Consider the following 20,383-nt stretch of genomic DNA (forward strand, 5'->3'; position numbering starts at 1 on the left):
CATGCGATCTTTTTCGTCTTGCTCGTACTCCTGCATAGGATCGCGCAGGCGCATAACGCCATGTCGCCTGTTTCGCAACCGTGACAATTGAAACGCTTCGGCAACGTAGCCAACGCTCCATTCACGAAACGAACAATGTTGCCTTTGAAGGTGGCATTCTATAGCCAGGGAAAAAGGAGCTGCTTGTGTGCAGCGCGATAGAGGAAAGGGGTGAACGAAAATGAGTGATCCAAAAACATCAGGAGTACCCACTCAAACCTCTAGTGCTGCACCGGCAGCTCAGGGTAAGCAAGCGCTGAAGACGCTTGGCTTCTTCGGCTTCTTTGCTATGACTGCATCCATGGTCATGACGGTATACGCCTATCCTAACTTCGCGTCGTCCGGTTTGCATCTGATCTTCTTCTTGATCCTTGGCGGTGTGTTCTGGTTCTTGCCAGTCGCATTGGTAGCTGCAGAGATGGCTACGGTCAAAGGATGGGAAAACGGCGGGATCTATGCATGGGTCGGCAATACGCTTGGTAAGCGCTGGGGCTTCGCGGCACTCTTCTACCAATGGTTCCAGATCACGGTTGGATTTGTGACCATGGCATTCTTCGTATTGGCAGCTATCTCATTCATCGTTGGATGGGATGCACTCTACAACAACCCACTCGTTATGTTCATCGGAGTTGCGATCATCGTATGGGGCCTTACCCTCACGCAACTCGGCGGTACGAAATTAACGGCACGAATCGCTAAGGTTGGTTTCTTTGGCGGCGTATTGATCCCAGCAGTTGTTCTGCTGATCGGCCTGATTGCCTATCTGGCAACGGGCGGTATCTCTCAGCTGCAGTTCAGCTGGGACGGTCTGGTTCCTGACTTCAGTAATGTCAGCACGCTCGTTATCTTCGCATCGTTCATCTTGGCCTTTGCGGGCGTTGAGGCAAGCGCTTCGCATGTTAACGAGTTGAAGAATCCCGGCAAGATCTACCCGATGGTAATGATCGCCATCTGTGTTCTCACTATCGTGCTCGACACGCTCGGTGGCCTCGCGGTCGCAATGACCATGACCGAGGCGCAGCTCGATGCGAACCTGAGCACCGGCGTTGTCAACGCGTTCGCGAACATCTTTGACGCTCATTTCCACTGCGGTTGGGTGGTCTATGTGATCGCATTCCTGCTGGCAGCAGGCGTGCTCGCAGAGATCTCTTCCTGGATCGTTGGTCCGTCGCGCGCACTGCTCGATACCGCAAAGGAAGGTATCATCCCACGCAGTTTCGCAAAGACAAACAAGCACGGTGTCTCTGTGAAGACCGTTGTCATCCAAGGGATCATCGTCACCATTTGGGATGCGGTCCTCTGCGGATCCATGGCGCTCTCGGGTGGTTCAGGATCGTCCATCTCGTACCTGACAGCGGTCGGCTTGACCGTGGTCATCTACCTGGTCGGTTATGTCCTGTTCTTCCTGGCTTATTTCAAGCTGGTGTTCAAAGGTAAGGATCACCAGCGCGTATTCAGCATATTCGGCGGTACGGTGGGCAAGTGTATTGTGGCAGGCTTTGGCCTGGCGCTCACGATCATGGCGCTGGTCGTATCGTTCTTCCCGCCGAGCCAGTTGGATGCAACTTCGGGCATGGTATACGTCGCAACGCTCCTCGTTTGCTGGATCGTTTCAGTAGCTATCCCGTTCGTGATATACGCACTTCGCCATCATTGGAACGGCGGCATCGATCATGACCCGCCGACCATAGCGAAGACCGCGAAGAAGGAAAGAAGTTCGTAAGGGAAAAGTTATCGCATCTGTCACAGGGAAAAGGGCTTCGGCTCGTCCGGGCTGGGGTTCGCAAAAGGAGGAGATCATCATGACGGACAAAGATGCAAACTTGGTTTCAACGGAACAGCTCTCAGAGATGACAGGTAAGACCACCTATGCAACACCGATCTTCGGCTCCTACGCCGCCGACGTTGAAATGCCGGAAACCAAGCTGAACAACGATCCGATCGAACCGCGCATTGCCAAGGAAATGATCAGTGAATACCTTTCCACTGAGGGCAACGCCCACCAGAACCTTTGCACGTTCGTTCAGACCTACATGGAGCCTGAAGCAACCCAGCTGATGGCAGACACCCTCGAGAAGAACGCGATCGACAAGGACGAATATCCTATGACCGCAGACCTCGAGAACCGCTGCGTGGCTATCATCGAGAACCTTTGGCACGCTGACCAGAACGAACAGCCCATGGGTACGTCTACGGTCGGTTCTTCCGAAGCTTGTATGCTCGGTGGTTTGGCGGCACTGTTCCGCTGGAAGGCACTAGCGAAGAAGGCTGGCATCGACATCTACAGCGAACATCGACCCAACCTGGTCATCAGCTCTGGCTACCAGGTCTGCTGGGAGAAGTTCTGCCGCTATTGGGACATCGAGATGCGCCTCGTTCCTATGGACAAGGATCACCTCTATCTGAACCCCGATGAGGCGATGAAGTATGTCGACGATCACACCATCTGCGTGGTCACCATCCTCGGCATCACCTACACCGGTCGTTACGACGACGTCAAGGGTATGGACGCAGCGCTGACCGAGTACAACAAGACGGCTGCAGTGCCTGTCCGTATCCATGTTGACGCAGCTTCCGGTGGCTTCATTGCTCCGTTCATCGAGCCTGATCTGGAATGGGACTTCCGCCTTGAGAATGTCTGGTCCATTTCGACCTCTGGTCACAAGTACGGCCTGGTCTACCCAGGTATCGGCTGGATCATCTGGCGTTCCAAGGAGGCACTGCCCGAGGATCTGATCTTCTGGGTAAGCTACCTGGGTGGTCAGGAAGCAACGATGGCTATCAACTTCAGCCGCTCCGCTTCCCAGATCGTGGGCCAGTATTACGTGTTCATGCGTAATGGCTTCGAAGGTTACAAGGAGATCCAGATGCGCACCATGGATGTGGCGCACCACCTGGTCGAGGGCATCAAGGAAATGGGACTCTTCGAAATGTACGAAGAGGCTACCGAGTGCCCGATCTTGTGCTGGTCTCTGAAGGAAGACGCTGGCAAGAAATGGACGCTGTATGACCTGGACGATCGTCTGCGTATGCATGGTTGGCAGGTTCCTGCTTACCCGCTGCCGGTCGACATGGAGGACATCACCTGCCAGCGCATCGTGTGCCGCGCAGACCTCTCGATGACCATGGCGGACAAGTTCCTGAAGGATATGGCTGCCGAGATCAAGAACCTTGACAACGCAACGGTCATCGGCTCTGCTGATACCAACATCTCGAACAAGAAGTTCGATCATTCGGGCCGCTAAGCCGCACCGCTCGAGGTGTGCGCAACGGTTACGCGAGCGCGTACCGTAAGCGCTACGGCTAACGGATCGAACCGATCGATAGCTCTTGAGCCGACCTTCCGCAAGGAGGGTCGGCTTTCTTTTTGTGCCGCGCTCGCGAAGCCAAGGTTCGGACAGATTTGAGTCCGGACACTTTTGCCCCTGGCCTGAGGAGTGGGGCCGGGGGTGAAGCTGTCCCACCCAAACTATGCAGGATAGGAAAGGTTCGGAGCGGTATAATTTTCTTGGTTAAGAAAGGAAACTCATGGCCGAATCGCTCATCACGCAGATCGCGGATACCGCTGATATTTTGAAGCGCTTCTTAGGAGAGCGTCATCCTGTTTGTGCGCTGGTGTTGGGTAGTGGCCTGAATTTCTATGCGGATACCCTAGAGGATCGTAGCGTGCTTCCGTATAAGGATGTGCCCCATATGAAGGTCTCCACTGCAGTGGGTCACAAAGGCCAATTCGTCCTAGGCAAGGTACCTAGGACTGAAGTATGGGTGATATGCATGCAGGGCAGGCTTCACGGGTATGAAGGGGTCACGGCCCAGGATGTTGCGCTTCCTGTGTGGGCGCTTCATGAAGCAGGCATCGATACGCTCGTTACTACCAACGCGGCAGGAGCGCTGAATCCTGCTTTCAAGGTGGGCTCTTTCTGCGCGATGACCGACCATATCAACATGACCGGGCGCAACCCCGTTGCTCACACTGAAGCTAACCAGATAGCTGAGCGCTTCGTTCCTATGCTCGATGCCTACGACCCGCACCTGCGCGCGTTGCTGCTCGATGTTGCAGCAGCTGAACAAGTCGACGTGAACGAAGGCGTATACCTCGGGCTGCTCGGTCCTAGCTTTGAAACCCCTGCCGAGATCCGCGTGTTCTCGCAATGGGCGGACACCGTCGCCATGAGCGTGGTCGAAGAGGTCATCGCGGCACGGCATGTTGGCATGCGCGTGGTGGGGCTATCGCTCGTATCGAATATGGGGTGCGGCATAGAAGGCGCGAGCCCGAACTCTGATGAGGTCATGGACGTTGCCGAGACCGTGAAACCAGCGTTCAAGGCGCTGATGGATGGTTTCATCGTACGAATCGCTGAAGCGCCGGTAGCGGAATAGCGGGCAGACCGTGTTCGATCGCGAACTTCTCAACCTTCCGAATATTCGCAGCACGCTTGTAGTGCTGGTCGTCTGGTCACTGCTTGAAGCGACCTGCATCGTAGGCCAAGCAGCTGGGTTGTCCCTTGCGCTGGTAGGGCTTTGGGAGGGAGCTCGATTCGAGCAGGTGATAGGCGCTTTCAGTGGCTTTTCATGCTCATTCATCGCAGTACGCTTGGTGCTGAACGCGCGCGAGCGATTCATCGACGGTTATGCAACGCGTGTGGCATCTACAATGCGCGCAGATCTGTTCGATTCTATCTTCCGCACGGGTGCGCCAGCGGTTCAAGCCTTCGGTACAGGCACTACGGCAACCATGTTGCTCGAAGGTGTGGACAAGGTTCAGGACTACGTGAAGCTCGTGCTGCCGAAGTTCGTGAATATGGCGGTGCTCCCTGTTGTGTTCGCGCTGTCCATTTGGATTGCCGATTGGGTTTCGGGTGTTGTAGTGGTTATCTTGCTACCATCTATGATCTTGTTGATGCAGCTCATCGGTAAGACCACGGCTGAACGTAGTCGCGCCCAGCATGCTGCATTCAAGGTGATGTCCAATCATTTCGTAGATTCAGTGCGCGGCGTTTCGACGTTGTCGACCTTCGAGGTGTCGAAGACCTATGCCAGCCGTGTCTTTGCAGTGAGCGAACGCTTTCGTGAAGCAACCATGCGCATGTTGAAGACCGCCACGCTCTCTGGTTCGGTACTGGATCTTTTCGCTACCTTAGCTATCGCGGCGGTATCGATCATGCTGGGTCTTCGTCTCATCGATGGATCGCTGGTGTTGCTCCCTGCGCTCTTCGTGCTCATCCTGGTCCCTGAATACTTTCGTCCCATCCGCGAATTCGCTTCGGACTATCACGCTTCGCTCGATGGCGTGAATTCGCTTCGCACTATCCGCACCATGCTCGCGGCAACGAATGACGTTCCGCCCGAGGTCGATCTTCCTCGGTGGGAAAGAACGAGTGTCTTGCAGGTGCGCCATCTGAGCAAGCGCTATGACGGCGTATCTGCTCTAGTGGACGACTCCTTCACGCTGCAGGGATTCGAATGCATAGGCGTCATCGGTGTGAGCGGCTCGGGCAAGAGCACGTTGCTGCGTATCTTGGCAGGACTTGAAGATCCCAGCTCGGGGACGTTCGTATTCGATCAAACCCAGACTACCAGTACCGCTCAAAGCCATGGAACGCTGCGCCAGGCTAGTTGGCAACAGCAGATCGCCTATATCCCGCAGGATCCTTATATCTTCCGGGGGACTTTGCGCGAGAATCTGACCCTCTATAACCCACACGCTTCGGATGCGCGTATCGATGAGGTTATCGACCAGTTAGGCCTTCGTGCGCTGGTCGATGAACTGCCAGCAGGTTTGCTCTCCATCATCGGCGAAGGTGGTCGCGGCCTTTCAGGTGGTCAAGCGCAGCGTATCGCTTTGGCACGCGTGCTCTTGGATGAAGGGCGCACCATCTTGCTCTTTGACGAACCCACTGCTCATCTTGATATCGAGATGGAATATGAGCTCAAACAGATCATGCTCGAAGTGATGAAGGATAAGCTTGTGATCTTCGCGACCCATCGCTTACACTGGCTCGATAGTTTCGACCGCGTTATGGTCCTTGAAGCAGGATCGATCGTCGAGGAGGGTAGCGTGAACGCGCTGTTCGAACAAGATGCTCACCTCACGCGTTTGGTCTCTGCGCTGCGAGGCGGTGATGCTTCATGATGGCGAGCATCCGTTCCTATTTGAGCTCATCTAAGAAGCTGCTTGCGCTCATCCTTGCGCTGGGTACCACTACGGTGGTGTTCGCAGTGGGCCTTATGTTCGTAGCGGGATACCTGATCAGCGCCTCGGCAGATAACGCGTTTTCTTTGCTCATGCTCAATATCCCGCTTGCCTTCGTGCAGATATTCGGGCTTGGTAAGCCGATCGTGCGTTATATCGAGCGCTTGAAGAGCCATGAATGGGTGCTTCGCTTGACCTCTGACCTGCGCTATAAGCTCTTTCGCGCTGTGCAGGCACACGAACGAAACCACCGTCGTTTCATGACCGGAGAGCTGCTGGGCTCGCTTGCTAGCGATATCGAACACGTGCAAAACCTCTACCTTCGAACGGTCTTCCCAGTGTTAATTGCTTGGATAGCGGGCTTATTGCTCACGGTCATCGCAGGGGTGTGCTCGCTTGCTCTAGGAGCCTTCGCATTAGGCATGTTGGTAGTGCTCTGTGTGCTCTTGCCGCTGCTCGCTCTTGCGATCAACCGCGCGCGCATCGAAGGCACTCAGCAGATGCGCGCGAATCTATACGCGAGCGTTACCGATCTCGTGCTCGGAGCACAAGATATCGCCATCGCAGGCCGCGGAAGCGAGATGCGCGCACGCTTCATGGATCGCTTCGGTCTTCTCCGTAGCCAGCAGCGCGTGATCGAGAGCCGTGATCGTCTCCGTTTGATGCTCGTGCAGTTCTTACTGCTGATAAGCCTTACGGTGCTCATTGCGTGGGCGACCAGCGCATTTGGTGGAGGCCGTGGGGGAGCGTCAGACTGGATCGTAGCAGTTGCGCTTGGATTCTTTCCGATCATCGAGGTGTTCGCTCCGCTCTCGCAGCAGTTCGAAGAAGGGTTAGGGCATCTTGATGCCCTGAAGCGCCTGGATCAACGCGATCTGCTTGACTTCCAAGAAGACATCAGCGAAGGATCAGCAGCTCCTAACGCTCCCTTCGATGTGCGGATAGGGTCCCTTACGTTTGCTTATGAGCAGGGAAAGCCTGCTCTTGGATCGCTCTCGCTCACTATTCCTTATGGCCAGAAAGTTGCTGTGCTCGGCAAGAGCGGCTCGGGTAAATCAACGCTCGCCCGTTTGCTTCACGGAGATATCGATCCCACTCAAGGAACTATCGAGATCGCGGAAGTGCCGCTGAGCGATCTGCGGCCTGCCATCTGGGACTATGTTGGTTTCGTTGCTCAGGATAGCTATATCTTCGCCATGAGCATCTTCGATAATCTGCGCATCGGAAAGCCCGATCTTAGTGAAGAGGAAGCCTGGCATGCTCTTGATCTGGTAGGGCTCGAAGCACATGTTCGTTCGTTGCCTGATGGTCTTGAGACGCTTGCTAGTGAAGCAGGTCTTAACTTCTCGGGCGGTCAGCGTCAACGCTTGGTGCTTGCGCGCGTGCTGCTCCAAGACCCGCCCATCGTAGTGCTCGATGAACCAACGGTAGGGCTCGATCCGCTGACCGAACAGCGCGTGCTCGACACCATCTTCACGCTGTTCGCCTCGAAGACCATCGTGATGATCACGCACCACCTGCAGGGGATCGATGCCTTCGATCGCGTGCTCTTCATAGAAGGCGGCGCGCTTGAAATGGACGGAACCCCCGATATGCTCGAACACACGAATGAGCGCTATCGACAACTTCGTGCATTTGATAGGGGATTTCTCGCGTAGTTCGCCCTAAGAGAGGGTAGAATTAGTCCCGTGTGTAAAACGGCGCGAAGCTTGCAGCGTTGCGTCGTAAGAGAAAAGGTTCTTGAAAGGGGGATTTGTATGGATTTCTTATCTGATCCGGTCTTCTTGGCCCGTATGCAGTTCGCATTCACGGCCATGTACCATTTCTTGCTCGTACCGATTTCCATCGGACTTGGTTTGATCGTGGCCATTTATGAAACGCGCGCATACAGATCAGGCAAAGAAGAAGATGCTGCGGCGTCAAGATTTTGGATCAAGATCTTCACCGCAACATTTGCTTTGGGTGTTGCCACTGGCATCACGATGGAATTCTCGTTCGGCACGAACTGGGCGGACTATTCTCGCTTCGTGGGTGACATCTTCGGCGCACCACTGGCAGCTGAAGCGTTGCTGGCGTTCTTCTTGGAATCCACGTTCCTGGGCGTGCTGCTCTTCGGACGCAATCATGTGTCCAAGCGCTTCTATCTCATCTCCGCATGGCTGGTGTTCTTCGGTTCGGCGCTCTCCGCACTGTGGATCATCATCGCGAATTCTTGGATGCAGACCCCAGGCGGTGCAGAGCTTTCTGCGTCGGGTACTCAGGCGGTGCTCACGAACTTCTTCGCTGCTGCCTTCAATCCCTCTACGCTCACGCGCTATTCGCATGTCATCTGTGCGGTCCTTATCATGGGCGCGTTCGGCACCATGGCTGTGGCTGCATGGTATATGCACAAGAAGGACCACGAGAAGTTCGCGCTGCGTGCTATGAAGATCGGCTCGGTGGTGGCTACCATCAGCTGCGCAGCAATGCTCGTCACGGCTCACTCTTCAGCGGTGGTCGTTTCTGAAGAGCAGCCTACGAAGTTCGCCATGATGGAAGGTATGTACGAATCCGAGGTTCCGCCGCTCTACGCCTTTGGTTGGGTGGATGAAGAATCTCAGGAAGTACTTGCTCCCTTCGCTATCCCTGGAGGCACCAGCTTCCTGGCTAATGGCACATGGGATACCGAATATGATGGCCTGAACGCACTTTCCAACACTGAACAGTACGGAGCTATCGATCCTGAAGATGCGCCTGTTAACTTGGTGTTCCAAAGCTATCATCTTATGGTTGCCATGTTCGGTCTTATGGCGCTCACGCTGTTGCTCGCGCTCATCTTCACGTTCAAGGGTGGCTCCATTAAGCGCATGAAGTGGCTCCAGTGGATCATCATCATCTCGCCGCTGTTCGCAGTGCTGGCTATCCAGTCTGGTTGGGCTACCGCTGAATTCGGTCGCCAGCCTTGGGTTGTCTATCCGTCGGTCACGGGCCCCGAAGGCGTGTCCCTGCTCACTGCTGATGGTGTCTCGCTTGCCGTCTCAGGTCCAGAGCTCATCATCACGCTCACGCTCTTCGCGCTGGTCTACCTAGTCCTGTTCATCGCATGGGCGCGCATCGTATCGCGCTTCATCAAGCAAGGACCAGTCGAACCTGTTGCAGACAAGGTCGCTGGTGCTCAGACCTCATTCATGGCTGAGCCCGCAAAGCCTGAAAAGGCCGAAGGTGCTGCTGGCTCTGATGATGCAACTTCGAGCAAGGAAGGGGAGTAGTCATGGATATCACCATTCTCCAAGGACTTTGGTTCTTTCTCATCGCGGTTCTCATCGCGGTGTACTTCATGCTCGATGGTTTCGACCTCGGTATCGGTGTGCTCTATCCCATCCTAGGTATGAACGAACAAGAGAAGGCGGTCCTGCGCCGCAGTGTAGGCCCTGTTTGGGACGGCAATGAAGTATGGTTGCTCACTGCAGGTGGCGCGCTCTTCGCCGCATTCCCGTTGGCATACGCCACCACGTTCTCGGGCTTCTATCTGGCGGTCATGTTGGTGCTGTTCGGCCTGATCGTACGTGCGGTCTCGTTGGAGTATCGCTCTCACGACAATTCCTGGCGAGGCCTTTGGGACTGGTGCTTCTGCATCGGTTCGTTGCTGCCAGCTTTGCTCTTCGGTGTGGCTATCGGCTGCATCTACGAAGGCATCCCGATGACGGCTAATGGCGACTATTCTGGTGTGCCGCTGCTCGGCCTTATCACCCCCTTCACGCTGCTCTGCGGTGTTATGGGCTTGGTGCTCTGCCTCACGCAGGGCTTGGCTTGGGAGTGCGCGAAGGCTCCGCTCGGTAGCGACCTGTACAAGCGTTGCACCAAGCTTCGTCCTATCTTCCAGATCGTCTCGCTGGTAGTGTTCATCGTGCTCACCATCGTGGCGCTCACGGTGGTCCAGCCCCAGATGCATGATGCCCTTGGTTGGGTACGTATCGTGCTGGCTGTGCTCGTTGGACTGCTGTTGCTGGTCTCGCTCTTCGCGGGCGCCCAGAAGAAGGATACGCTGTGCGTGGTTGTTCAGTGCGCAGCTATCTTCATGTTCATTATGCTCTTCGCTACCTCGATGTTCCCGAACCTTGTTGTGGCATCCCCCGACAGCGTTGGCGGCACCATCACAGCTATGAATGCTGCATCATCCGAGCTCACGCTCACCTGGATGACTGGCATCACCTGCGTGGGTCTGCCGCTCGTTCTGCTCTATCACGTGCTCATCTACCGTGCGTTCCGTGGCAGGGTGGACGTGAACGACCTGAACTATTAGGTTGCCTGAACGCGATCCAAAACGAACCGCCTGTTCGCCACAAACGAAAGGGGCTGCAACCATGCGGCCCCTTTTTTATGGAATCATCTTGCATGTGCGCATGCGAGCGTTATAATAGGTGCACTTGAAAAGCTGTGATGAGGAAAAGTAGGGACGAATCCTTCTTCAGAGAGCCAACGGTCGCTGGAAGTTGGTGGAGGACGGTCTGAAAGGCGCCTCGGAGCTGTTCATCTGAAATCTTTTCGCTGATTGGAACGATCTTCCATGCGGCGCGAAGTCGGTAAGTTGAATCGGAGCCAAACCGTCAGTTGGTAGCTAAGCGCTTGTTTGGGCGAGCGTTTTCCTTTGGTCCTGATGCAACTTGCTGCACAGGATTTTTTTATGCCCCGAAAGGCCGGACGCTCCATGGCTGGACGTCCTGTTCAAGCCTCCAGGCTCGGGCCATGAAGCGAAGGCCAGAAGGCCAGAAGAAGGAGTGATGCCCATGCGTAGCGATTCTATCAAGAAAGGTCTCGCGCGTGCGCCCCATCGCAGCTTGCTGAAAGCTGACGGGTTCACCGACGAAGAGCTCGACCGCCCCCTTGTTGCAGTCGTTTCTTCACAGAACGAGATCATCCCTGGACACATCCATTTGCAGACCATCGCTGACGCGGTGAAGGCGGGCGTTCGCACCGCGGGCGGCACTCCAGTCCAGATGACCACCATCGGCGTGTGCGATGGCATTGCCATGAATCACGAAGGCATGCGCTATTCGCTCACCAGCCGTGAAGTCATCGCTGACTCGGTCGAATGTGCGGTGCAAGGCCATCAGTTCGATGCGATGGTGCTCATTCCTAGTTGTGACAAGGTCGTTCCTGGTATGCTCATCGCAGCGTGCCGCTTGAACATTTCCACCATCCTCATCTCGGGTGGCCCCATGCTGGCAGGTGAAGACAAGAACAGCTGCCAGACTGACCTCAACACGCTCTTCGATGCAGTTGGCCAGGTAACAGCAGGCACCATGGATGAATCCGAGCTGAAGTTCTTCGAGAATACGGCATGTCCCACCTGTGGCAGCTGCTCGGGTATGTTCACCGCGAACTCCATCGCATGCTTGGCTGAAGGCCTTGGCATCGCGCTTCCTGGTAATGGCACCATCCCGGCAGTCTATTCTGAGCGCGTGCGTTTGGCTAAACATGCTGGTATGAAGATCATGGACCTGATCGAGAAGGACATCACTGCGCTCGACATTATCAACGCGGCTTCCATCCATAACGGCATGGCGCTCGATATGGCTTTTGGTGGTTCCACTAATACCATGCTGCACCTCACTGCTATCTCGCATGCTGCGGGCTGCCCAGTTACCATGGCTGATTGGGACAAGACCTGCTCAGAGATCCCGAACATCACGCGCATCGCGCCTGCTGGTTCGTTGCACATCCAAGACCTGAACAAGGTCGGTGGCGTTTCGGCTATCATCGGTGAGCTGGGCCGTCATGGTCTGCTCGACGAATCTGCGCTCACATGCCACGGTACGATGAAGGACTGGATCGCTTCGATCCCGCCCGTTGACGGGGAAGTGGTCCGCACGGTCGAGAATGCGTATTCGCAGGTAGGCGGTTTGCGTGTCATGCAGGGCAATCTTGCTCCTCACTATGGCGTGGTCAAGCAGTCTGCGGTTGCCGACGACATGCGTCAGCATCGCGGTCCCGCACGCGTGTTCAATAGCGAAGAAGAAGCTTGTGAAGCTATCTTCGGTGGCAAGATCAACAAGGGCGACGTGGTGGTCATCCGCTACGAAGGTCCTGCTGGTGGTCCGGGCATGCGTGAGATGCTCACGCCTACTTCAGCTATTTGCGGCATGGGTCTCGACCACGATGTTGCACTCATCACCGACGGCCGATTCTCGGGCGCTACCAAGGGCCCGGCTATCGGACACGTGAGCCCCGAAGCTTATGCGGGCGGTCCCATCGCGCTCATCGAAGAAGGCGACATCATCGATATCGACATCGACAAGGGTACGCTTAACCTCGAAGTTTCTGAAGATGAACTGGTCGAGCGCCTGAAGCATTGGGAAAAGCCCGATCCCAAGTACACCACAGGTGTGCTCGCTCGTTACGCAAAACTGGTCTCCAGCGCTGATAAGGGGGCATATTTCGGATGATCATCGACAACGAATACGAAAAAGCCAACAATCTTGGGCCCTACACTGAAAAGCAGGGCACTACGATGACCGGTGCTCAGGCCATCATCGCTTCGCTCGAAGCTGAAGGCGTTGATACGGTCTTCGGTTATCCCGGCGGCCAGGCCATCAAGATCTACGATGCACTCTACGACTCGAAGAAGATAAAGCACATCCTTTCGCGTCATGAACAGGGCTCTACGCACGAAGCTGATGGCTATGCACGTGCCACTGGCAAGACGGGCGTGGTCATCGTTACGAGTGGCCCGGGTGCTACCAATACGGTCACGGGCATCGCAACGGCCTATATGGACAGCGTTCCCATGGTGGTCATCACTGGCCAGGTTCCGCGCAGCATCATCGGCACTGACGCATTCCAGGAATCGGATATCGTCGGTATCACCATGCCAGTCGTGAAGCACAGCTACTTGCTGCAGGACATCAACGAGCTTACCAACACCTTCCGTGAGGCGTTCTATATCGCTAATTCGGGCCGTCCAGGCCCCGTCCTCATCGACGTGCCTTCCGATTTGTGCGGCATGGAGATGGTCTTCGACTATCCGGCCGATGTGCAGCTTCCTTCCTACAAGCCAACGGTGAAAGGCAACGCTCGTCAGATCCGCCAAGCAGTGGACATGATCAAGAGTGCTAAGCGCCCGGTCCTCTACGTTGGAGGCGGCATCATTGCTTCTCATTCTGAAGACGAATTGCTGGCGGTAGCAGAAGCGCTGCAGATCCCAGTGGTGACCACGCTCATGGCAAAGGGCGCCTTCCCTGCATCGAATCCGCTCAATTTGGGTCATGTGGGCATGCATGGTTCCTACTATGCGAACCACGCGGTGACCAATGCCGATCTGCTCATCGCCATCGGCGCTCGCTTCTCCGATCGCGTTACGGGCAAGTTGGCCGATTTCGCACCTGACGCGAAGGTGATCCATGTGGATATCGACCCTGCCGAGATCGGCAAGAATCGCCTGCCGCAGATCCCCGTTGTAGGCGATGCGAAGGTCGTGCTCGAAGGCATGAAGGACCTCATCGAGCAGGACGGTGATTTCCAGCCCATCACAGGGGAGTGGCTTACCCAGATCAACGAATGGCGCGACGACCATCCGTTCTATAGCCCTGGTGTTGCCACGGAAAACGGCACCATCTCGCCTGAGGGTGCACTCGATCTGCTCTCGGAAATGCTCGATCCTGCTGACAGCATCGTTACCACGGAAGTGGGCCAGCATCAGATGTGGGCAGCTCAGCACATCGACCGTGATATTCCGCGTACGTTCCTTTCGAGCGGCGGCCTAGGCACCATGGGCTTCGGTTTCCCTGCAGCTATCGGCGCTAAGGTTGGCTGTCCTGGTAAGGAAGTGGTTTGTGTTGCGGGCGATGGTTCTTTCCAGATGAACATCCAGGAAATGACCACCGCTTCTTACTACGGCATCAACGTGAAGGTGCTGATCTTGAACAACTCTCGTTTGGGTATGGTCCATCAGTGGCAGAATCTCTTCTACGACGAGCGCTACAGCGAGACCATCCTGCCCGATCTGCCAGACTTCGTGAAAGTGGCGCAAGCTTACGGTTGGCAGGCTGAACGCGTTGAAAAGCCCGAGGATCTTGAAGGAGCGTTCAAGCGCTTGTTAGAGGCGGATAAACCCGCACTGCTTGATATGCGCATCGACCCGACCGAGAATGTCTTCCCGATGGTCCCAGCTGGTGCTCCGCTCTCTGATATGTTCGGCTACATCAAGGTCGGGCCCAATGGCGAACTGATCGACGAGCGCAAGGAGGAGAAGTAATCATGAGACATGTCCTTTCTGTACTCGTAGAGAACAAATCTGGTGTCTTGAGCCGCGTGGCGGGCCTCATCTCTCGTCGCGGTTTCAACATCGAAAGTCTGTCGGTCGGTCCGACTGAAGATCCTACGATGTCGCGCATCACCATCACCATGGAAGCTGATGATATCGCCTACGAGCAGATCACCAAACAGCTTCACAAGCTCATTTCGGTCCACAAGATCACCGACCTTACCCAGACCGCTGCTATCGAGCGCGAGCTGGTATTGTTCAAGGTCCACGTGGTGCCTGAAAAGCGCAATGAAGTGATCGAGATCGCCAATATCTTCCGCGGTAATGTGGTCGATGTGGGCAAGACGTCGCTCACCATCGAGATAACGGGCAGCGAAGACAAGCTCAAGGGTATCGAAGACTTGCTTCGCGCTTACGGTATCAAAGAGATCATCCGTACGGGACTTATCGCAATGTCGCGCGGATCGAAGGTAAGTTAAGACTATAATGTTCAAATAATGTTCTCGGCATTCGATGCGCTTGGGAACAACAGCATTGAAACATCAGTCATTAGAAGAAGGGAAATAATATGGCTGTAACTATCTATCATGAGCAGGACGCTAATCCCGAGCTGATCCAGGGCAAGAAGATCGCCATCATCGGCTACGGTTCTCAGGGCCATGCACACGCACTCAACCTCAAGGATTCCGGCTGCGACGTTCGTATTGGCCTTCGTGAAGGCTCCAAGTCTTGGAAAGAGGCTGAAGAAGCGGGTCTCAAGGTCATGACCGTTCCCGAGGCTGCAAAGGAAGCGGACCTTATCATGATCCTTGCTCCCGACGAGAAGCAGGCAGAGATCTATGAAGAGAGCATCGCTCCTAACCTGAACCCTGGTGATACGCTCGCATTCGCTCATGGCTTCAACATCCACTATGGCTTCATCGAGCCCCCTGCTGATGTTGACGTCATCATGGTTGCTCCTAAGAGCCCGGGCCACATGGTTCGTCGCGTCTACACTGAAGGTGCTGGCGTTCCTTGCCTGATCTGCGTATATCAGGACGCTTCTGGCCAGGCTAAGGAAGTTGCGCTTTCTTATGCATGGGGCATCGGCGGCGCTCGTGCTGGCGTTATCGAGACCACCTTCAAAGATGAGACCGAGACCGACCTCTTCGGCGAGCAGGCTGTTCTCTGCGGCGGCCTTACCTCCCTTATCCAGGCTGGCTTCGACACGCTCGTTGAAGCAGGCTATCCGCCCGAGATGGCATACTTCGAGTGCTTCAATGAGGTCAAGCTCATTGTTGACATGATGTATGAGGGCGGCTTGAAGAACATGCGTGAATCCATCTCCAACACCGCTGAATATGGTGACTACTATGCAGGCGATCAAGTGATCACCGAAGCTTCCCGTGAAGCTATGAAGAAGATCCTTGGCCGCATTCAGGATGGTTCCTTCGCAAACGAGTTCATGGAAGATTCCAAGAACGGCCAGAAGTGGCTGCTCGAGAAGCGCGAGAGCGAAAACGCTTCCCAGATCGAACAGGTTGGCGACAAGATTCGCTCCATGTTCAGCTGGATCAAGAAATAGTCTGTATTTCTTATCATCCCAAAAGGCCCCTTGTTCTTCGAGCAGGGGGCCTTTTCGTTTATGATTAAGAAAGATAAGAGCACTTGAGTGCAGGCCTATTAACAAGGAGTCTTCATGGCTGAAAAGATCCTAGTGACCGAAGAGATCGTTCCCGCGGGTATCGAGATACTGCGCGATAAGGGATATCAGGTCGACTGCATGTTCGATCTGAGTCGTGAGGACCTGTTGCGCGTGATCAAAGATTACGATGCGTTGATCGTGCGTTCTGCTACCAAGGTCGACCGCGAAATTTTCGATGTAGCGAAGAAGCTGCGCATCGTCGGACGTGCGGGCGTGGGCATCGATAACATCGATATCGAAGCTGCGAATGCTTATGGCGTTATCGTTTGCAACGCACCAGTGTCCAATACAGTTTCCGCAGCTGAGCATGCTTTTGCGCTCATGCTGGCGGCGGCGCGCAACATCGCTGCTGCAGATGCCTGCATGAAGAAAGGCGGGTGGAATCGCCGTGATTTCACGGGTACCGAGCTCTACCATAAGACGCTGGCTATCTTCGGCCTGGGTCGTATCGGTGGCTTGGTGGCGGACCGCGCTCGTGCATTCGGTATGAACGTGATCGCCTATGATCCCTATTGCTCGCGTGAACGAGCTGCTCAGTTGGGTGTGACCTTGTACGATTCCATCGAAGAGGTTCTGCCTATCGCCGACTTCATCACGGTGCATCTGCCTGCTACTGACGAGACCATCGGTATGTTCGGTCCTGAAGAATTTGCGATGATGAAGGACGGCGTCATCCTGGTGAATGCGGCGCGTGGCGGCATCTACGACGTGAAGGCGCTTTCTGATTTCATCGCTGCAGGCAAGGTGGCAGCGTGCGGCATCGATGAATGGGAGGAGCAGCCCTGTTATAGCAGCCCGCTCCATGAATTCGAACAGGCTACGCTCACACCGCATCTTGGCGCGCTCACGCGTGAGGCGCAGTATCGCGCTGGCACGCAGATCGCCGAATATGTTGCCGATGGACTTTCTGGCTCGGTCGTGGCCACATCGGTGAATTCGTCCTACATCCCCAGCGAAGTGCTCGAGCTCTTGGCTCCGTATGCGCCTGTTTGCAAGTTGATGGGTGCCATGCTCTCTCAGGTGAACAGGGGAGAGCTTCCTGCAGTGCTCTCGCTTACCACGGCTGGTGCTCTTGCGGGACTTGATACGGGCTTTCTTGCCGCAGCAGCGCTCGATGGCTATCTGTCGTCCCAAGAGAAGCTCGTTCGCGTTACGCCCACCAATGTTGATACCATTGCGCAACGTCATGGCATTCGTATCGAAACGCATTCCATCGCTGATGCGCTCGAGTATTCTTCGAGCGTGAAGCTCTCCGCCGACGATAAGTCGATCATCGGTACGGTCTCCGGGCTTGCTCAAACCCCGCGCATCGTTTCGTTCATGGGATATCAGTGCGATATCGCTCCAGGTGATCACTGCCTTATCATGAAGTACGTCGATTCTCCTGGTCGCGTTGGGAGCATCGGTACCATCCTTGGCGATGCGAACGTCAACATCACCACCATGCAGGTGAGCACCAAGCAGGATAGCGATCAGGTGCTGGTCTTCATGAACATAGAGTCCGATCTAACAGATGAAGTGATCGCGCAGCTCAGAGATACCGTCGATCTTCAAGATCTCTGGGTGCTGAACCTCTAGCTAAAAGCAATGCGTAAGCGATGAAGGTGTAGGTTTGGGGGTCGTAGATTCACTCTGAACACTAGCTTGAATAGACAGAAGGAGCCTAAAAAGGCTCCTTCGTGTATGAAGGCATGAGGCAGTGCAGCGCATGAGCCGAAGGCGAACAGCGAAACGGGTGAATCCGAGACCCCATTCCTGCGCCTTCATCGCTTGTGGAGATCGCTCCAACATTTCACAAGTTTCCTTGTGGTTCGTACAGGCAGCTGTGCTATACTAACCCAGTCTGTCTGGACGGGCAGATGGTAAGTATTGGACCCGAGACATGTTTGTTGTAAGCGCCCGCTTGCGAGCGCGACATACATGGTAAATGTAACTGCAATCATGAGCAAAGGTCCCCGTATTTGAAAGGGGTCCGTTTTGACCGAAATCAAGAACACGTCCGTCATTGAATTCGAAGACATTTCAGATGATGAAATGAACAAGATGATCGATGGAACGCTGACCGAATTTGACGAAGGCGACCTGATCAACGGTACTGTTGTCAAGATCGAGCATGATGAAGTGCTCGTAGACATCGGATTCAAGAGCGAAGGTGTCATCCCTGCTCGTGAGCTTTCTATCCGCAAAGATGCCGATCCTTCCGAGGTTGTGAACCTGGGCGACAAGCTCGAGGCTCTGGTCCTTCAAAAGGAAGACAAGGACGGTCGTCTCATCCTCTCCAAAAAGCGTGCTGAATACGAGCGTGCATGGATCCAGGTCGAAGATAAGTTCAAGGCTGGCGAAGTGGTCACTGGTGAAGTCATCGAAGTGGTCAAGGGCGGCCTCATCCTCGATATCGGCCTGCGTGGCTTCTTGCCTGCATCCCTGGTCGACCTTCGTCGCGTCAAGGATCTTACTGCATATCTGGGCACGGAGATCGAAGCACGCGTCATCGAGATGGATCGCAATCGCAACAACGTCGTTCTTTCTCGCCGCGTTCTTCTGGAAGAAGGCCGCAAGAACGAGCGTGCAGAGATCCTCGAGAAGCTCTCGAAGGGCATGCGTCTCAAGGGCACCGTTTCCTCCATCGTCGACTTCGGCGCATTCGTCGACCTCGGCGGTATCGATGGTCTTATTCACATCTCCGAGCTCTCCTGGAGCCACGTCAATCATCCTTCTGAGGTCGTCAAGGTCAACGAAGAGGTTGAAGTTGAGGTTCTGGATGTCGATCTGCAGCGCGAGCGCATCTCGCTCGGTCTTAAGCAGACCACGGAAGATCCCTGGATCAAGCTCGTCGAGGTTTACCCAGTCGACACCATCGTTGATGGTCGCGTGACCAAGATCGTTCCGTTCGGCGCATTCGTCGAGCTGGGCGACAATGTTGAGGGTCTGGTTCATATCTCCGAGATGGCTCTGAAGCACATCGATTCGCCTGCTCAGGTTGTCAGCGTTGGCGATGATGTCAAGGTCAAGGTCATGGACGTGAACACCGACCGCCGTCGTATCTCCCTGTCTATGAAGGCAGCTGCTGAAGACCTCGGTATCGAGATCGACGTTGAAGAGCCCGAGCCCAAGGAAGAAGCTGAAGCTACTGAATAGTGCTCGTACACACATTGCGCTAGGTTTGAGCGGCGGGGTTGATAGCGCAACCTCTGCCGCTCTTCTTTTGTCCGAAGGCTATCGAGTCACGGGGGTCACGTGCGTCTTCCATGACGACGAGGCTTCCCTTGCGGCAGTAGCAGCGGCTGAAGACGTATGTCGTTTTCTTGGTATCGACCATGTGGTCTATGAAGCCCAGCAAGCTTTCGACGAAGTGGTGGTGCAGCCATTCATCAACGATTGCTGTGCTGGCCTGACACCGAGCCCTTGCGTTACCTGCAACCGATTCTGCAAGATCCCCGTGCTGTGCCAGGCTGCAGACGACCTGGGCTGCGAGAAGATCGCAACAGGTCATTATGCGCGCGTGGTGGAAGACTTGGATACGGGGCGCCTCACGCTCAAGCGCGCGCTCGACGAGACCAAGGATCAGACCTATATGTTAAGCCTGCTCACCCAAGAGCAGCTCTCGCGTTTGGTGCTCCCGCTTGGCGGCTTCACCAAGGCCGAGGTGCGCCACTATGCTGAAGAGCAGGGGATACCAGTCGCGCATCGTCCTGAAAGCCAAGACCTCTGCTTCATCGCAGGGGATTATCGCGACTTCCTGTTGGATGTTGGCGTTCAAGACGATCCAGGCCCCATTCGTACGCTTGATGGAGTAGAAGTGGGCACCCACGAAGGTCTGCATCGCTACACGCTGGGGCAGCGTAAGGGTTTAGGGGTTGCGCTCGGCGAGCCGCAGTTCGTGGTGGACAAGGATGTTGAAGACAATGCTGTTATCATCGCGCCCAAAGAACGTGCATTCATCTCGGCGTTTGAGGTGGGCGATCTGAACTGGATGCTTGCCATGCCGAAAGCAGACGAGACTTGTACCGTGAAGATTCGCTATCGCTCGGCACCTGTGGTGGCGCGAGTCGAACCTTTAGTAGACGGTCGCGTGCGCGCGGTCTTCAATGAACCGCAATCACTCACGGCTCCTGGCCAATGTTGTGCTTTTTATCAGAGCAATGTGCTTCTGGGTGGCGGTATCATTGACAAGGTCGTTTTCAGCGCCTAAGTTTGGAGCACATGTTCGCTTCCTTACCGAAGG

At 55.2% G+C, this 20,383-nt stretch carries 14 protein-coding genes; all 14 read left to right on the forward strand.

Translation table 11 applies throughout. From position 1 onward, the window contains the following. Positions 1–220: 220 nt before the first annotated feature. The 14 genes from NFR25_RS03280 to mnmA all read left to right on the forward strand — a co-directional run bounded on the left by NFR25_RS03280 (position 221) and on the right by mnmA (position 20,350). Positions 221–1,762 (forward strand): amino acid permease, encoded by a 1,542-nt coding sequence (locus NFR25_RS03280; protein WP_251197829.1) that lies wholly within the window; start codon positions 221–223, stop codon positions 1,760–1,762. A 79-nt stretch (positions 1,763–1,841) separates the two neighbouring features. Then, positions 1,842–3,284: a glutamate decarboxylase gene (gene gad / locus NFR25_RS03285; RefSeq protein WP_251197830.1), complete on the forward strand. Its 1,443-nt coding sequence runs from the start codon at positions 1,842–1,844 to the stop codon at positions 3,282–3,284. A 283-nt stretch (positions 3,285–3,567) separates the two neighbouring features. Next, entirely contained in the window at positions 3,568–4,419 is an 852-nt protein-coding gene (locus NFR25_RS03290) for a purine-nucleoside phosphorylase (protein WP_251197831.1), read from the forward strand. A 10-nt stretch (positions 4,420–4,429) separates the two neighbouring features. Further along, on the forward strand, positions 4,430–6,172 hold the full coding sequence (cydD, locus tag NFR25_RS03295; RefSeq protein WP_251197832.1) for a thiol reductant ABC exporter subunit CydD: 1,743 nt from the start codon (positions 4,430–4,432) through the stop codon (positions 6,170–6,172). Further along, positions 6,169–7,890 carry a thiol reductant ABC exporter subunit CydC gene (cydC, locus tag NFR25_RS03300; protein WP_251197833.1) on the forward strand — a complete coding sequence of 574 codons (1,722 nt, stop codon included), beginning with the start codon at positions 6,169–6,171 and terminating at the stop codon, positions 7,888–7,890. The genes cydD and cydC overlap by 4 nt, the downstream gene beginning before the upstream one ends. Positions 7,891–7,989: 99 nt before the next feature. Next, positions 7,990–9,480 carry a cytochrome ubiquinol oxidase subunit I gene (locus NFR25_RS03305; RefSeq protein ID WP_251197834.1) on the forward strand — a complete coding sequence of 497 codons (1,491 nt, stop codon included), beginning with the start codon at positions 7,990–7,992 and terminating at the stop codon, positions 9,478–9,480. A gap of 2 nt (positions 9,481–9,482) precedes the next feature. Continuing rightward, positions 9,483–10,514, forward strand: a complete 1,032-nt coding sequence (gene cydB / locus NFR25_RS03310) for a cytochrome d ubiquinol oxidase subunit II (RefSeq protein ID WP_251197835.1) — start codon at positions 9,483–9,485, stop codon at positions 10,512–10,514. A 484-nt stretch (positions 10,515–10,998) separates the two neighbouring features. Beyond that, the gene (ilvD, locus tag NFR25_RS03315; RefSeq protein WP_251197836.1) at positions 10,999–12,657 is read left to right on the forward strand and encodes a dihydroxy-acid dehydratase; all 1,659 of its coding nucleotides are present in this window, start codon (positions 10,999–11,001) and stop codon (positions 12,655–12,657) included. Then, positions 12,654–14,465, forward strand: a complete 1,812-nt coding sequence (gene ilvB / locus NFR25_RS03320; RefSeq protein ID WP_338024378.1) for a biosynthetic-type acetolactate synthase large subunit — start codon at positions 12,654–12,656, stop codon at positions 14,463–14,465. Before ilvD ends, ilvB begins: the two co-directional genes overlap by 4 nt. 2 nt (positions 14,466–14,467) lie before the next feature. After that, positions 14,468–14,953, forward strand: a complete 486-nt coding sequence (gene ilvN / locus NFR25_RS03325) for an acetolactate synthase small subunit (protein WP_251197837.1) — start codon at positions 14,468–14,470, stop codon at positions 14,951–14,953. An 89-nt stretch (positions 14,954–15,042) separates the two neighbouring features. Beyond that, on the forward strand, positions 15,043–16,038 hold the full coding sequence (gene ilvC / locus NFR25_RS03330; RefSeq protein ID WP_251197838.1) for a ketol-acid reductoisomerase: 996 nt from the start codon (positions 15,043–15,045) through the stop codon (positions 16,036–16,038). Positions 16,039–16,152: 114 nt separating this feature from the next. After that, the gene (gene serA, locus NFR25_RS03335) at positions 16,153–17,736 is read left to right on the forward strand and encodes a phosphoglycerate dehydrogenase (protein WP_251197839.1); all 1,584 of its coding nucleotides are present in this window, start codon (positions 16,153–16,155) and stop codon (positions 17,734–17,736) included. Positions 17,737–18,135: 399 nt separating this feature from the next. Next, complete coding sequence (gene rpsA, locus NFR25_RS03340; protein WP_251197840.1) at positions 18,136–19,296, forward strand: 30S ribosomal protein S1; 1,161 nt, start codon at positions 18,136–18,138, stop codon at positions 19,294–19,296. Next, positions 19,253–20,350, forward strand: a complete 1,098-nt coding sequence (gene mnmA / locus NFR25_RS03345) for a tRNA 2-thiouridine(34) synthase MnmA (protein ID WP_275556934.1) — start codon at positions 19,253–19,255, stop codon at positions 20,348–20,350. Before rpsA ends, mnmA begins: the two co-directional genes overlap by 44 nt. Positions 20,351–20,383 lie beyond the last annotated feature (33 nt).

It is taken from the genome of Anaerotardibacter muris (assembly GCF_943192915.1).
In the GTDB taxonomy this organism is placed as follows: domain Bacteria; phylum Actinomycetota; class Coriobacteriia; order Coriobacteriales; family Eggerthellaceae; genus Anaerotardibacter; species Anaerotardibacter muris.